Origin of the sequence: Nocardia sp. NPDC059180, assembly GCF_042754945.1 — a bacterium.
Classification (GTDB): Bacteria; Actinomycetota; Actinomycetes; order Mycobacteriales; family Mycobacteriaceae; genus Nocardia.
The window spans coordinates 266,027-280,859 of record NZ_JBHZBU010000009.1; the positions used below are offsets into that span (position 1 = coordinate 266,027).

Here is a 14,833-nt window from a genome sequence, read left to right on the forward strand (position 1 = left end):
TGCGGGCGAGTTTATTTCCGCGGGGCGATCAGCTACCGCAGCAGCCACCCTCGGCGGGAACGGTCCGCAGCTCCCTGGTCTGCGCGTTACGGGCCGCTAGATCGGCATCGGCCGGATAGTCGACGGCGATCAGGCTCAGCCCATGGGCGGGCGCCACCGTCACCGCGCTGGACCGGCTGCGTTCGTTCAGCAACTCCGCCGTCCACTCGGGAGTGCGTCGCCCCTCCCCCACCGCCAGGATCGCACCGACCAGACTGCGCACCATCGACCAGCAGAACGCGTCCGCGCTGACATAGGCGGTCAGCAGGTCACCCTCGCGAGTCCAATCGAATCGCTGGAGTTCACGCACGGTGGTCGCGCCCTCGCGCCTGCGGCAGAACGCCGCGAAATCGTGCAGCCCGAGCAGGTTCAGCGATGCGGCCCGCATGGCTTGCAGATCGACCTCCGGGCGGCACGGCACCACGCCGCGCGCCTGCAAGGGTTCGGCGCCGTAGCGGGCGGTGGTCAGCCGGTAGGCGTAGTGGCGTCGGATTGCCGAGAAGCGCGCGTCGAAGTCCGCGGGCGCCACCCGAATGTCCTTGATGCGCACATCCTTCGGCAGGAAGCGGGCCATGCGGTGGACGAGTCTTGCGGTGTCGATCTCGGCGGCGGTATCGAAATGCGCGACCTGGCCTTCGGCGTGCACACCCGCGTCGGTGCGCCCGGCCACGGTCAACTGCACAGTCTCGCGCAGCACTTTGCCCAGCGACTCCTCCAGCACCCCCTGGACGGTGCGCAGGCCGGGCTGACGGGCCCAGCCGATGAAATCCGTACCGTCATAGCCGATGTCGAGCCGGAACCGGGTGGTCTCCGGTGCCTCGACCTCATTCCCATCCTGCCCGCTCACCGCGGCCTCCTCGAAAAGTGAACGAGCCCGCCCACCCGGGAACGGGTAGGCGGGCTCGTTCGGCGTATTCAACGCGTCACGCGTATCCCGGAGAACCGGGACCACGACTCACGCCTTGTCGTCGGCCTTCTCGTCCGCGGTGGCCTCGGCCTCGGGAGCCTCAGTGGCCTCCTCGGCAGCGGTGTCCTCGGCGGCTTCGGCGGCGGGCGCCTCGGCCTTCTTGGACGCGGCGACGCGACGGGCGCGATCGGCTTCCCTGGACACGGTCTCGCCGCGAACCAGCTCGATGATCGCCATCGGAGCGTTGTCACCCTTACGGGGCATCGCCTTGATGATGCGGGTGTAGCCACCCTCGCGACCCTCGAACGAGGGGCCGATCTCGGCGAAGAGCGAGTGCACGATGTCCTTGTTGCGGATCACCTTGAGCACCTCGCGACGGTCGGCAAGAGTGCCGCCCTTCGCCTTGGTGACAAGCTTCTCGGCGTACGGGCGCAGCGCCTTGGCCTTGGCCTCGGTGGTCGTGATCCGACCGTGCTCGAAGAGCGCCGTGGCCAGATTGGCGAAGATCGCCTTCTGGTGCGACGCCGACCCGCCGAAGCGGGCACCCTTCTTGGGCTTGGGCATTGTTGGTTCTCCTTGTGTGAGGCCGGTCCGGGGCGCCTACCCCAGAGGCCTAGAGCTGTTCGGTTTCGGCGTAGTCCTGCTCGCCGCCGTCGTTGTCGCTGAAATTGCCGCTGTCGGACCAGGTTCCGGTGGCCGCGTCGTAACCCACCACGCTGGAGGGGTCGAACGAGGCCGGGCTGTCCTTGAGCGAGAGGCCGAGCGCGTGCAGCTTGACCTTGACCTCGTCGATGGACTTCTGGCCGAAGTTACGGATGTCCAGCAGATCCGATTCGGTGCGTGCGACCAGCTCGCCGACGGTGTGCACACCCTCGCGCTTGAGGCAGTTGTAGGACCGGACCGTCAGGTCCAGATCCTCGATCGGCAGACCGAACGAGGCGATGTGATCCGCCTCGGCCGGCGAGGGGCCGATCTCGATGCCTTCGGCTTCGACGTTCAGCTCACGAGCCAGGCCGAAGAGCTCGACCAGGGTCTTGCCCGCCGAGGCGAGCGCGTCCCGGGCGCTGATGGAGTTCTTGGTCTCCACGTCCAGGATGAGCCGGTCGAAGTCGGTGCGCTGCTCGACACGGGTGGCCTCGACCTTGTAGGTCACCTTGAGCACCGGAGAGTAGATCGAGTCCACCGGGATCCGGCCGATTTCCGCACCGGACGCCTTGTTCTGCACCGCCGGGACATAACCGCGACCGCGCTCGACGACGAGCTCGATCTCGAGCTTGCCCTTGTCGTTCAGGGTGGCGATGTGCATGTCCGGGTTGTGCACGACGACGCCGGACGGCGGGACGATGTCATCGGCGGTGACGGTCCCCGGGCCCTGCTTGCGCAGGTACATGGTGACCGGCTCGTCCTCCTCCGAGGACACGACCAGACCCTTGAGGTTCAGGATGATGTCGGTGACATCTTCCTTCACACCGGGGACGGTGGTGAACTCGTGCAGGACGCCGTCGATGCGGATGCTCGTCACCGCGGCCCCCGGAATCGAGGACAGCAGGGTACGGCGCAGCGAGTTGCCGAGGGTGTAACCGAAGCCCGGCTCGAGGGGTTCGATGGTGAACTTCGAGCGGTTCTCCGCCACGACCTCTTCGGTCAGGGTCGGACGCTGGGAAATCAGCATGTGGATCATCCTCCTTTTTGGGCGCCCGCTATTTGACGCCTCGTCTCAGGGGTTGTGCGTGATCGCCCAGGACGGGCGATCACGCACCAGCGGCACAGCCGTTACTTCGAGTAGTACTCGACGATCAGCTGTTCCTGCAGCGGCACATCGATCTGGGCGCGCTCGGGCTCCTGGTGAACCAGGATGCGCAGGCGGCCAGGGATGACCTGGAGCCAGCCGGGGACCGGGCGGTCACCGACGGTCTCGCGCGCCACCTGGAAAGGCAGCGTGCCCAGCGACTTCTCCTTGACATCGATGATGTCGTACTGGGTGACGCGGAAGGAGGGAACATCCACCTTCCGGTTGTTCACCAGGAAGTGGCCGTGGCTGACCAGCTGGCGGGCCTGGCGACGGGTGCGCGCCAGTCCGGCGCGGTACACGACGTTGTCCAGACGGGTCTCGAGCAGGCGAAGCAGGTTGTCACCGGTCTTACCCTTGAGGCGGTTGGCCTCTTCGTAGTACCGGCGGAACTGCTTCTCCATCACGCCGTAGGAGAAGCGAGCCTTCTGCTTCTCCTGCAGCTGGAGCAGGTATTCGCTCTCCTTGATCCGCGCGCGGCCGTGCTGGCCGGGCGGGTAGGGGCGACGTTCGAAGGCCTGGTCGCCGCCGACCAGGTCGACGCGGAGGCGACGGCTCTTGCGCGTTGCGGGTCCGGTGTAACGGGCCATTGTGGTCTACCTTCCTTTCCCGTTAGACGCGACGCCGCTTGGGCGGACGGCAGCCGTTGTGCGGCTGCGGGGTGACATCGGAGATCGTGCCGACTTCCAGGCCTGCGGCCTGCAGCGAACGGATCGCGGTCTCGCGGCCCGAACCCGGGCCCTTGACGAATACGTCGACCTTCTTGACGCCGTTCTCCTGCGCCTTGCGGGCAGCGTTCTCGGCGGCCAGCTGGGCGGCGAACGGGGTCGACTTGCGCGAGCCCTTGAAACCGACGTGGCCCGAGGACGCCCAGGAGATGACGTTGCCGGCCGGGTCGGTGATCGACACGATCGTGTTGTTGAACGTGGACTTGATGTGCGCGTGACCGTGCGGGACGTTCTTCTTTTCCCGGCGACGCGACTTCTGGGTCTTCTTGGGGCCGGAGGCCCGTGACTTCGGAGGCATCGGTTATCCCTACTTCTTCTTGCCGGCGACGGTCTTCTTCGGACCCTTACGCGTACGCGCATTGGTCTTGGTGCGCTGGCCGCGCACCGGAAGGTGGCGACGGTGACGCAGGCCCTGGTAGCAGCCGATCTCGATCTTGCGACGAATGTCGGCCTGCACCTCACGGCGCAGGTCACCTTCGACCTTGAACTCCGACGCTTCGATGTAGTCGCGGAGCTTGGTCAGGTCGTCGTCGGTCAGATCCTTCGACCGCAGATCCGGGCTGACCGAGGTCGCCGCCAGGATTTCCTTGGCGCGGGTACGGCCGATACCGAAAATGTAGGTCAGTGCGATCTCCATGCGCTTTTCGCGCGGGAGGTCGACGCCCATGAGACGTGCCATGTGGCAGTTCCTTAATCGTTGCGGAGGTCTGCTCCCTGTCCGTCCCCTCGTCGTGGCGGGGCCCCGGCCTCCGTACCGGGGGTTGGCACGCGCACCTCGGGGGTGAACCCGAATTTCCGCAGTGCACGGCTGGATCTGGGAGTCCTTCTCGGGCGAGTGGCGCTCGCCCCATTCAATTGGTGTGCCAATCCGAAACCGCGTTCGGTGCTTGGCTGGTGTCAGCCCTGACGCTGCTTGTGACGCAGGTTCTCGCAGATCACCATGACCCGGCCGTTACGCCGGATCACCTTGCACTTCTCGCAGATCTTCTTGACGCTCGGCTGAACCTTCACGTCCGTCCAATCTTGTTGGTGTTCGCACCTGGGTGTGAACACAGTTGTCCCCGGTCGGACACGACCGGGGAAATCTTCGGGGGCGCGCTCGCGGCGCACCCGCTCACTTGTAGCGGTAAACGATGCGGCCGCGGGACAGGTCGTAGGGCGAGAGCTCGACGACCACGCGGTCCTCAGGCAGGATGCGGATGTAGTGCTGCCGCATCTTGCCGCTGATGTGCGCGAGAACCTTGTGGCCGTTCTCGAGCTCGATCCGGAACATCGCATTGGGCAGCGGCTCGACAACTCGACCCTCGACCTCGATGGCCCCGTCTTTCTTCGCCATGTCCTCCGCGATCCCGGTTATGCTCAACCTGGTCTGATTGTTGGTAACTGCCCCGATGAATCAGCCGGTTGTGAACTCACATGAGTTCTGACCGATCGCACGCGGACAGTCGGCGCATAGGTGCACCGCCGCTCAAGCTTACCGGCAGGCGCCGGATCGGGCAAAACGCGCCCCAGATGCGGTCTCGCGCGGCTTCCCAACAGCGCACCGCCTGCCCCACGCCGAGGGGTGGCTGTCGCGTAAACTGACCGCTGTCCGAGGTCCAGCACATCAGAGGGGGATGCGTGAGCCGCAGCAATGACGGCCTCCCCATGCTGCCACCGTGGCTCTCCGACAGCGAGGTCACCCAGGTCGGCCAGCAGATCGATTACGAAGCGCCACCGGTTCAGAACCTTCCGCACGACGATTTGATCGAGGACACCCCCGCGCCCAAGCGGAGGTTCAAGCGGCCCGCTCCCGAAGCCGACCGTTCCGATGCGCCCGGCCCGCGCAAGGAGAAGAAGCGCAAGCCCTGGCGCCGGGACAAGAACGACGAGCAGCAGGTCGCGGATCAGTTCGACGATGAGGCCGACTCCGGTCATCGCGCGCCGCGGCCCAACGATCAGTGGTCGAACCCACCGCAACAAACCGACGGACCCCGCGACCAGTGGTCGAACCCACCGCAGCACATAGACGGACCGGGCGACCGGTGGCAGAGCGCGCCGCCTGAGCAGCGCCCGGCGCCCTCCGACTACGGGCCTTCGGATCGTTCGCAAGGCCCCGACGCCCGCCCTGCCGACCCCTACCAGTCCGGCTCGGCCCACCAGCAGCCGTACCGTCCGGCACCTGACGGCTCCTGGCAGCAGGGGCCCGCGCAGACCGGCGAGCGTCCGGCCACGCACCTGCCCGTCCGCACGCCGAGCGAACCGCCGGCCGATTTCCGGCCACTCGGCCCGCGCCCGCCTCAGCCACCTGTCGACCAGGCGCCGGTCTCGACCGAGGCGACGGTGCATCTGGGCCCGCGCCCGGATCTGCCCGCGCCGCCGCCACCGCAGGCTCCCCTCGCGCCACCGCAGGCTCCCCTCGCGCCACCCCAGGCTCCCCTCGCGCCACCCCAGGCTCCCCTCGCGCCAACGCAGGCTCCCGTCGCGCCACCGCAGACTCCGGTCGCGCCACCGCAGCGCCCTGTTCCGCCGACGCAGCCGCCGGTCGCCGCGCCGGAGCGACTCGGCCCACCGCCGCAGGACCGACTCGGCCCGGTCGAAGGCCCGACACCTCCGCCGCCGGATACACAGCGCGACGGATCGGTACCCGATCAGGCACCGAACGAGGGGGCATCGGCGCAGGGCAGCGCGGCGAGCCCGGCTGATCGTCCGTCGTTGCCCGAACCACCGGCGCCGGAAACTCTCGCACCGCAGGCCGAGTTCCAGGCGCAGCAATCCGCACCTCGAGCCCAGTCGCCCGTCGGCGACGCCGTTCACGCACCGCGGCCTGCGGACCAGGGGCAGGCCGCCGACACGACGCACACCGCCACGGAACCGCCGTCCTGGCTGGACGGGCCGCGCGGCGACGGTGGACAGGTTGCCGACGGCGGGCAGGCCGGCGGGCGCATGGCGTCGGAGATGGTGCAGCAGTCCGCCGAGACAGCTGCACCGTCGAATTCGGCCGACTCCCGCGCCGTCGATTCCGCGTCGACGTCCACTGCGGCCGACTCGGCCACCGAAACCGATGCTCCGCCTTCATGGCTCGGACCGGCGGATTCCGCGAGCGCACCCGAGCAGCCCACCACCCAGCGCCCGCTGCAACGGCTACCGGATCTGCCGCCGTCACCCAGCGAATCCGATATGCACGCTTCCGCGCCCGCAACCGATGCTGCGGCGCCGGAGCAGGTCCCTCCGACGACACCTCGGCCCGCCGACGCCGCGCCTGCGGACGCTGTCCGCGCACCCGGGCCTGATTCCGAACCCCACCATGTGCAGGCAGGACCCGCTGAACAAAGCGGCGACCAGAACCGAACCGCTGCCACAGGCGGGCGGCTCGATGCTGCTGACGATGCAGTCTCGGCCACCCGTGGGCGTCACCGCCTGGCTTCCGAGATCACGCCTGCCTCGTCCACCGATCAGCTCCGGCCCTCGGCCACGGACAGCGCCGAGCTGCGGCAACAGGCGCCCGAGCAGGGAACTGGGCAACAGTTCACCGCACCCGACGCGCCCGTGCCGCCCCGCGACCAGGCCATGGATCGGGCTCGAGCCCCCCACGCCGGTCCGACCACTCATTCGTCCGGCTTCGACCACCGGCTGCCGCCGCAGTCCGCACCCGGCGCCGAGCAGGGTCCAGCTCAGGCGCCGCATCAGCAGTGGCACACCGGCCGATCAGGCGCGGACGCCGCGCTGCGAGCGGCATTGGCGGCCCAGCCACTGCGTTCCTTCGACGGGGCGCCGCGCGAGTCGACCCCAGCCCCGGAGCAGCGGCAGGCCGGGCAACCCCCCGCTGACCAGCAAGGACGTCCGGCGCCAACCCAAGCCCCCCAGTGGCAGAGCCCGGTCGCACCTGGTCCCGACTCCGCGTACCAGGCGAGCCCGCACCAGCAGGCGGGCATGCGCGCCCCGAGTGACCAGGCGCCCGGTCCGCAGGGCTATGCGCAGGCGCCAGGTCCACAGCAGCATGCCGCTCCCCCGCACTCAGCACCGCAGCAGAATGCGGCACCTCAATACCCGTCGGCGCCACAACATCCGGTGCCTCCCCAGCATTCGGGACCGCCGCAGCAGCAGTGGCGCGGGTCCGCCGACCAGGGGCCGCCGCAAGATCAGTGGCAGGGCGGGCCGGGACAACAGTCCGGGGCCTCCCCCTCTCTGGACAATGTGCCGATCCGCGGCCGCGCGACCAAGAAAGCGTCGGGCTCGGGTTGGCGTAAGGCCGTGCACCATGTGTCCGGCGGCGCCATCAACCCGGGTATGTCGGCCGAGGAACTCAGGCTCCAGGAGTTGGTGGCCCGTATCCGGCAGCCTGTGCGTGGTGACTACCGCATCGCTGTGCTCTCACTCAAGGGTGGCGTCGGAAAGACCACGACCACAATGGGTATCGGCTCCACCTTCGCCTCGATCCGTGGCGACCGGGTGATCGCCGTCGACGCCAACCCGGACTTCGGCACGTTGTCGCAGCGGGTGCCGCTGCAGACCCGGTCGACGGTGCGTGATCTGCTGCTGGATTCGGAGATCCAGCGCTACTCCGACGTCCGCAGGCACACTTCGCAGGCCACCAGCCGGCTGGAAGTGCTTGCCAGTGAACGCGATCCGGCGGCGTCGGAGGCGTTCAACGAGGACGAATACCGCTCTGTGGCGCGAATTCTGCAGCGGTTCTACAACATCATCCTCACCGACTGCGGCACCGGCCTGATGCATTCGGCGATGGCGGGTGTGCTGGAGCTGGCGCATTCACTGGTGCTCATCTCTTCCCCCGCGATCGACGGCGCCCGCAGTGCGGCCGCGACCCTGGACTGGTTGTCGCTGCACGGGCACGACCATCTGGTGCGAAACGCGGTGGTGGTGATCAACTCTCCGCGTGCCGGTTCACCGAACGTGGGCATCCAGCAGTTACGTGAGTACTTCCTGTCCCGGTGCCGCGCGGTGCACATCATCCCGTTCGACCCGCATATGTCCGAGGGCGCGGAGATCGATCTGCACCGGCTGCACAAGCAGACCAAACGGGCCTATGTGGAACTCGCGGCCACGGTCGCGGACGATTTCGCCACCGACCACCGCCGGTACCGGGGCTGACGCGGGCGGCGGCCGGTCGACACCGGCCGCAGCCCGCTAGCTCACCATTCCGGCAGTCTGCGCCGCCCGGCCAGCACGTCGCGGACCAGGTCGTCGTAGGCGTCGGCCAATTCGGCCAGATGATGCCAGGCGATATGCAGCAGATCATCGTGCGCGTCGAGGGTCATCAACGCGTGATGGGCGCGCACCGACGACTCGGCGAGCCGATCGATCACCGCGCCGACGGTCTCGGTGTGCAGGGTGGCGCCCAGCCGGTGCTGGGGCACGTTGCGCACCACCCAATCGTCGATCGCCAGGACCAATTCGCCTCGGCGGCGCTCGATTTCGACGACGGTCGACGGACTGGTATCGATCGATCCGCCCCGTCCGACGAGCCGTCTTTCATGCAGTATCGCCAGGTCACGGGCGTACCAGAGCAGCTGACCGCCGATAACACGGTGCCCTCGGCACGCTCTGACAAGTAGATCCGAGGTCGGCAGCGGCCCGGAGATCGGGGGCTGCGCCACCGGATCGGCACTGCGCACAGTGCCGGGAAGAGCCATTACGACTGTTGTATCCGAACCTGCCACGGTTGCCTCGCCGTCATCGCCGCACAACACCGGATCAGTACGTTCATTACAATAAACCTCGGAAAACCCCTGTCAAGCGTAATCGGGCCGTAGTGGGCCGAAAAGTGTACACTTCGTTACCTGCACGACCAACCGAGGAGCAAGATGGCGGACGGTCCGACGTATCACCGGATCGCAGACCTCCTCCGCGAGGAGATCCGCGCAGGCAGGTGGAAGCCGGGTGATCGACTGCCCAGTCATGCCGAGCTGGCCGATCAGATGCAGGTATCGATCACTACCGCGCGCAACGCAATTCAGGTTCTGGTCACCGAGAATCTTGTCTACACAGCTACTTCCCGGGGAACTCTGGTTCGAAACCAGGAAGTACTCGAATCCGTGGTCACAGATCATATCCGACCGAATCGTCCACGGTCGTCACATGACATATTCGAGGAGATCGCGCGCGCCGCCGAACGCGAACCGACCAAGGAATTCAGCGCCCGAATGGAGCCCGCCGGTACGGAAGTTGCCCAATGGCTGGGCGTTCCGGCTGATTCCTGGGTGCTTGCCCGCACCGTCGTCCAGTATTTGGATAACGAACCGTGGTCCTGGGAGGTCAGCTTCTATCCGCGTGATCTCGCCGAGGCCACCGGTATCGACTCACCGCACGACATCCCCGAGGGCACGACTCGCCGACTGGCCGATCGTGGCCACGCCGAGACCGCGCATCGGGATACTGTCGTCGCCCGGCCCGCAACCGCCGAGGAGGCCATCGTGCTCGGAGTCGCCACCGGAACCGTTCTGCTCGACCATCTTCGGATCGGCGCCGATCACGAGCGTGTCACGCGCGCGACCAGGCATCGCTCCATCGCCACGCGCAACCGTCTGGCTTATGAACTAGGTGACGAGGAGGGCACTGCCGTCATCCGGCGGGTGCTCGGCAGCTCCTATCGGCCCGGCATCGCGTAGCCATGTCCGTGGTCATCCGGCCCGCGGTCCTCGGCGACCTCGGAACTATCTGCCGGCTTCGGGTACAGCGCACCGCCTGGCTGAGCGCACGCGGTTCGGACCAGTGGACCGTGGCGGGCCGTGGCTTGCCGATCGAGATCTTCGCCCGTTCGGTGGGCCACTGCCTGGACTCGGGTGAAACCTGGATCGCCGAGGTCTGCGGCAGGCCCGCGGGCACGATCACGGTGAACGACCGTGCCGATCAAGGTCTCTGGGATGCGGAGGAACTCTCCGACGCGGTCATCGTGCACTACATGATCGTCGATCTGCGCTATGCCGGTCGTGCGGTGGGCCGTCAACTGCTGGCCCATGCCGGTGAGCTGGCCCGCGAGTACGGCCGGGACTGGGTGCGGCTCGACGCCTGGACCACCAACACCGATCTGCACGCGTACTACCACCGGGCAGGATTCCAGCTGGCCCGCATCGCCGGGCCCGCCGCGGAGGGACCATCGCGTGCCTTGTTCGAGCGGCGCACCGATTCGTGGTCACCGGTCCGGCCCGATCGCGCGCCGGTGTTCACCCCGGTGCACGGGTGAGAATCGCTACGATCCGGACGACACCGACGGTATATCGCCACCTCACGGGTATCGGCTCAGCGGCGGGCCGATACCCGAAGCCGGCCGTCTCCTGGACTGGGTAGCGTCCGTAACGAACGGCTGCTCTACAGCGGCGGCAGGTGCGCGATCTGGATCATCTCCTGGCCGCGGGTGCGCGAGACGAGCATGCCGCGGCCCGGTGGGAGTTTGGTGGGGCGGACGTCGCCGATGAGTTTGCCCTCGTCGCGGGGGCCGCTCATGATCAGCGCGTCGACGGACAGGTTCTTCATCCCGCCGAGGACGTGATCGTAGAGGGCGCGGGAGACGCCGCCGATGCGGCGGGTGACCACCAGGTGCAGGCCGATATCGCGGGCTTGTGGGAGGTATTCGAGCAAGGGCAGCAACGGATTCGTGCCCGCGGTGATCATGTCGTAGTCGTCGACGAGCACGTAGATCTCCGGGCCCTCCCACCAGCTGCGCTCGCGCAGTTGCTGCGGGGTGATATCGGAGCCGGGTATCCGTTTGGACAGGTAGCGACTCAGTTCGGTGATCATCGGGCCGCTGGTCTGCGAAGACGTCGAATAGCCAGCCAATCGTTCGTCGGGGACGACGCCGAGCAGACTGCGCCGGTAGTCGATCATGATGATCCTGGCCGCGCCGGGTGCGGAGTTCTCGACGATGCCCATGGCGACATTGCGCAGCAGGGTGGTCTTGCCACATTCGACGTCGGCGAACGCCATGAAGTGCGGTTCGGCGTCGAAATCCAGGACGAACGGGTCCAATTCGTTCTCACCGAGCCCGACGACGACCTTGGTCGCGCTCTGCTGGACGCCGTGCGCGCGGGCGATGGCCAGCACCTGGTCACGGGAGATCTCCAGCGGCAGCATGCGCACCTCGGGCGCACGCCTGCTCCCCCACAACTGCACCAGCTGCTCCTTGGCCGCGGCGACACCATCGGTCGAGGTGGTCGGATCCGAATCCGAGTCGAGCCTCGGCAGCGCGACGAGCATATGCAGCTCATCGGGGGTCAAGCCGCGGCCGGGGCGGCCGACCGGCACCAACGCGGCACTGCGTCTGCCCATTTCGGAATCCGACGGGTCGCCGAGGCGCAGCTCGAGCCTGGTGCCGATCTGATCCTTGATCACCGGCCGGATCTCACCCCATCGCGAGGCGCCGAGGATGAGGTGGATGCCGTAGGACAGACCCTGCTGGGCGATGGCATTGACCGCAGGTTCGAGGGTGTCGAACTCCTCGCGCATGGCCGCCCAACCGTCGATGACCAGGAAGACGTCGCCGAACTGGTCGGCGGCGAGCGGGTCGTCAGGTGCCGGCGGGTTGCCGTTGGCGGCGGCTTCCAGCTGGGCGTACTTGCGGCGGCGGAACTCGACCATCGACTCGATGCCCAGTTCGGTGAACCGTTCTTCACGCTGGGTGAGCAGTGAGGTCAACTCGGCGATGGTGCGGCGCACCCGGTCGCGGTCCAGTCGCCCGGCCACCGAGCCGACGTGCGGGATGCCGGACAGACCGGTCATGCTGCCGCCACCGAAATCCAGGCAGTAGAACTGGACCTGCTCCGGGGTATGGGTGGCCGCGGCCGCCATGATGATGGTGCGCATGGTGGTCGACTTACCCGACTGCGGGCCACCGACGACGGCCACATTGCCCTGACCACCGGCGAGGCTGATGGTGAGCACATCGCGGCGTTGCTCGTAGGGCTTGTCGATGATGCCGATGGGCATCCACAGCAGGCCGTGCCGGTTGACCGGCGAGCGCCAGTCCGGCTCGGGCAGCAGCATGTCCACCGTCGGTGATTCCTCCAGCGGCGGCAACCAGACTTCGTGCGCCGGACGGCCGTGCCCGGTCAGCCGTTTCACCACGACCTCGAGCAGCGAATCCGGCAGGCCCTCTTCTTTGTCCGCGGTCTCGGCGCCGGGTGGCGGAGGCAGCTCGGGCAGTCCGAACGGTGCGGACGGCTGCGGGCCGGGTTCGATCCTGGCCTGGATCTCCACCGGACCCGCGGTGAAGACCGCGGGCGACTGACCACCGATGACGCCGCCGCCGGTCTCACGGGTGCCGGTCGGCGAGACGTAGGGCCCGGACACGTAGGTCGCGTTGAAGCGCAACGGATCGTCGGCGTCGCTCTTGAGATAGCCCGAACCCGGTACGCCCGGTAGGTGATAGGCATCGGTGATGCCGAGTACCGCACGGGATTCGTTGGCGGAGAAGGTGCGCAGGCCGATCCGGTAGGACAGATGCGAGTCGAGGCCACGCAGCTTGTTCTCCTCCAGACGCTGGGAGGCGAGCAGCAGGTGCACGTGCAGCGATCGGCCGAGGCGGCCGATCATCACGAACAGGTCCGCGAAATCGGGTTTCTGCGACAGCAGTTCGGAGAACTCGTCGACGATGACGAACAGTGCGGGCAGCGGATCGAGCTGGGCGCCCGCGGCGCGCGCCTTCTCGTACTCGGTGACATTGGCGAAGTTTCCGGCCGAGCGCAGCAGTTCCTGACGCCGGTTCATCTCACCGGCCAGCGCGTCCTTCATGCGGTCGACCATCGAGAGTTCTTCCTCGAGGTTGGTGATGACCGCTGCCACGTGCGGCAGCGGATCCAGACCGAGGAAGGTCGCGCCACCCTTGAAGTCGACGAGCACCAGGTTGAGGTAGTCCGGCGAATGCGTGGTGACCAGCGACAACACCAGGGTGCGCAGGAACTCTGACTTACCGGAACCTGTGGCGCCGATGCACAATCCGTGCGGGCCCATGCCGTTCTCGGCAGATTCCTTGATGTCGATCTCGACTGGCGTGCCATCAGGGGTCACGCCGATCGGTACCCGCAGGCGTTCGCGGGCGGTGCGCGGGCGCCACACCTTGCCTGCCTCGATCTGGGCGGCATCGGAGATCTTCAGCAGGGCCATCAAGCCGGGATCGGCCCTGGTCTCGTCGCCGAGGCTGACGATCTGCGCGGCGGTGGCGATCCGGTAGCGGGCCAGGCCGCGGCCGAAGGCGGTGGCTTCGGCGGGACTCACCTCGTCGGCGGTGGCGAACTTCTCGGTGCCTGCCGCGCTGCGTGCGCTCACGTCATCGTCGGCGACCACCAGTTGCAGGCCGCGGCGCACCGCCAGACCGTCCTCCGGTGCGGTGAGGTCGAGGACGGTCACCGAGTCCAGTCCCGATTCGCTGACGAGGCGTTCGCTGCCGTTGACGTACCCGTCGTCGATCACCACGACCAGATGCAGCCTGCCCTGCGTCGGTTGCGGATTGCGCATGAACCGGCCGCGTTCGATCAGTTCCGCCGACAGCGCGGTTTCCAGCTCACCGAGTGAGCCGTACATCATGCGGGCCGAACCCATTCCGTCGCGCGCGGTCGGATGTTGCAGGTGCGGAAGCCATTTCGCCCATTCCCAGCTGGGGCCGTCCGGGTCGGCGCAGACGATGGCGATCGCGACATGGTCGGGTCCGTGGAAGGCCGCGAGTTCCATCAACATCGCCCGCACCAGGGTACGCGCCGCAGTGGGCTCGCCGCCGACATTGATGGCGGGGAACGCGCGCAGCGAGACCGCGGTGGGCAGCCGGTGCACCACCGAATGGGTGCGCACGAAGCGGCGCAGCGCCACCGTCGATACCGGTTCGAGGTCCTCGAGCGGGCCGGTCTCCGGACGCGCGAGCTTCGTCGCGAGGCGGTGGCTGCCGATCCCGACGCGGACGTGCCCGAAGTCCGGGTCGGCCGGGCGGCGCTCCCACATGCGCCGGGTGCCGATCACCGAACGCAGATCCATCGGCTCGGGGTGGCTCCAGGTGAGCGCCTCCAGCTGTTTACCGCCGGTGCGGCGCACGTCCTTGCGCATCTGGTCGAGATAGCGGAAGTAGTCCTTGCGTTCCTCGTTGAGTTCGGCCGCCGACTTCGGGCCGCCGCCGCCACGCATTCCCATCATCATGCCGACCATCGACATGATCATCATCATCGGGAACATCATCATCATCGGATTGGCGAACAGGTTGCGGCCCATCATCGCCATCATCGCGATCATGCCGACGACCGCGACCAGCATCACCACCGGCATGAGTTTCATCAGTAGCGGGGCGGGCAGCGGACGTGGGATCTCCGGCGGCGAGTTCAGCGCGACCTCGCCGCCGGGGGCGCGCGGGGGCGCGATCCGTGGGCGGCGCACGAAACCTTCGGTAACCAT

General features: G+C 67.5%; 13 protein-coding genes. 3 read left to right on the forward strand and 10 right to left on the reverse strand.

The window, feature by feature from the left end; genetic code table 11:
* Positions 1-28: 28 nt before the first annotated feature.
* The 8 genes from truA to infA form a co-directional block, all read right to left on the reverse strand.
* Positions 29-886, reverse strand: a complete 858-nt coding sequence (gene truA, locus ACFXNW_RS25725) for a tRNA pseudouridine(38-40) synthase TruA (protein ID WP_379420357.1) — start codon at positions 884-886, stop codon at positions 29-31.
* Between the two features lie 108 nt (positions 887-994).
* Positions 995-1,510 carry a 50S ribosomal protein L17 gene (gene rplQ / locus ACFXNW_RS25730; RefSeq protein ID WP_379420358.1) on the reverse strand — a complete coding sequence of 172 codons (516 nt, stop codon included), beginning with the start codon at positions 1,508-1,510 and terminating at the stop codon, positions 995-997.
* Between the two features lie 49 nt (positions 1,511-1,559).
* Positions 1,560-2,618 carry a DNA-directed RNA polymerase subunit alpha gene (locus ACFXNW_RS25735; protein ID WP_014349149.1) on the reverse strand — a complete coding sequence of 353 codons (1,059 nt, stop codon included), beginning with the start codon at positions 2,616-2,618 and terminating at the stop codon, positions 1,560-1,562.
* Positions 2,619-2,719: 101 nt separating this feature from the next.
* Positions 2,720-3,325 (reverse strand): 30S ribosomal protein S4, encoded by a 606-nt coding sequence (gene rpsD, locus ACFXNW_RS25740; RefSeq protein WP_163826185.1) that lies wholly within the window; start codon positions 3,323-3,325, stop codon positions 2,720-2,722.
* 22 nt (positions 3,326-3,347) lie between these two features.
* Complete coding sequence (rpsK, locus tag ACFXNW_RS25745) at positions 3,348-3,761, reverse strand: 30S ribosomal protein S11 (RefSeq protein WP_040731638.1); 414 nt, start codon at positions 3,759-3,761, stop codon at positions 3,348-3,350.
* Positions 3,762-3,770: 9 nt separating this feature from the next.
* On the reverse strand, positions 3,771-4,142 hold the full coding sequence (gene rpsM / locus ACFXNW_RS25750; protein WP_014349146.1) for a 30S ribosomal protein S13: 372 nt from the start codon (positions 4,140-4,142) through the stop codon (positions 3,771-3,773).
* A 218-nt stretch (positions 4,143-4,360) separates the two neighbouring features.
* On the reverse strand, positions 4,361-4,474 hold the full coding sequence (rpmJ, locus tag ACFXNW_RS25755; RefSeq protein ID WP_003938068.1) for a 50S ribosomal protein L36: 114 nt from the start codon (positions 4,472-4,474) through the stop codon (positions 4,361-4,363).
* A 103-nt stretch (positions 4,475-4,577) separates the two neighbouring features.
* The gene (infA, locus tag ACFXNW_RS25760) at positions 4,578-4,799 is read right to left on the reverse strand and encodes a translation initiation factor IF-1 (protein WP_003418601.1); all 222 of its coding nucleotides are present in this window, start codon (positions 4,797-4,799) and stop codon (positions 4,578-4,580) included.
* Positions 4,800-5,083: 284 nt separating this feature from the next.
* On the opposite strand from infA, the gene ACFXNW_RS25765 reads away from it, so the two are divergent.
* A complete protein-coding gene (locus tag ACFXNW_RS25765) occupies positions 5,084-8,554 on the forward strand; it encodes an AAA family ATPase (protein ID WP_379420359.1) in 3,471 nt (1,156 codons plus the stop codon).
* A 41-nt stretch (positions 8,555-8,595) separates the two neighbouring features.
* On the opposite strand, the gene ACFXNW_RS25770 is transcribed toward ACFXNW_RS25765, so the two are convergent.
* Positions 8,596-9,096, reverse strand: a complete 501-nt coding sequence (locus ACFXNW_RS25770) for a DUF4254 domain-containing protein (protein WP_379420360.1) — start codon at positions 9,094-9,096, stop codon at positions 8,596-8,598.
* A 171-nt stretch (positions 9,097-9,267) separates the two neighbouring features.
* Here ACFXNW_RS25770 and ACFXNW_RS25775 point away from each other — a divergent pair, with 171 nt between their 5' ends.
* Together ACFXNW_RS25775 and ACFXNW_RS25780 are read left to right on the forward strand one after the other, a co-directional pair.
* The gene (locus ACFXNW_RS25775) at positions 9,268-10,071 is read left to right on the forward strand and encodes a GntR family transcriptional regulator (protein WP_379420361.1); all 804 of its coding nucleotides are present in this window, start codon (positions 9,268-9,270) and stop codon (positions 10,069-10,071) included.
* Between the two features lie 2 nt (positions 10,072-10,073).
* Entirely contained in the window at positions 10,074-10,646 is a 573-nt protein-coding gene (locus ACFXNW_RS25780; protein ID WP_379420362.1) for a GNAT family N-acetyltransferase, read from the forward strand.
* Between the two features lie 125 nt (positions 10,647-10,771).
* Here the strand turns inward: ACFXNW_RS25780 and eccCa are convergent, their stop codons facing one another.
* Entirely contained in the window at positions 10,772-14,833 is a 4,062-nt protein-coding gene (eccCa, locus tag ACFXNW_RS25785; RefSeq protein WP_379420363.1) for a type VII secretion protein EccCa, read from the reverse strand.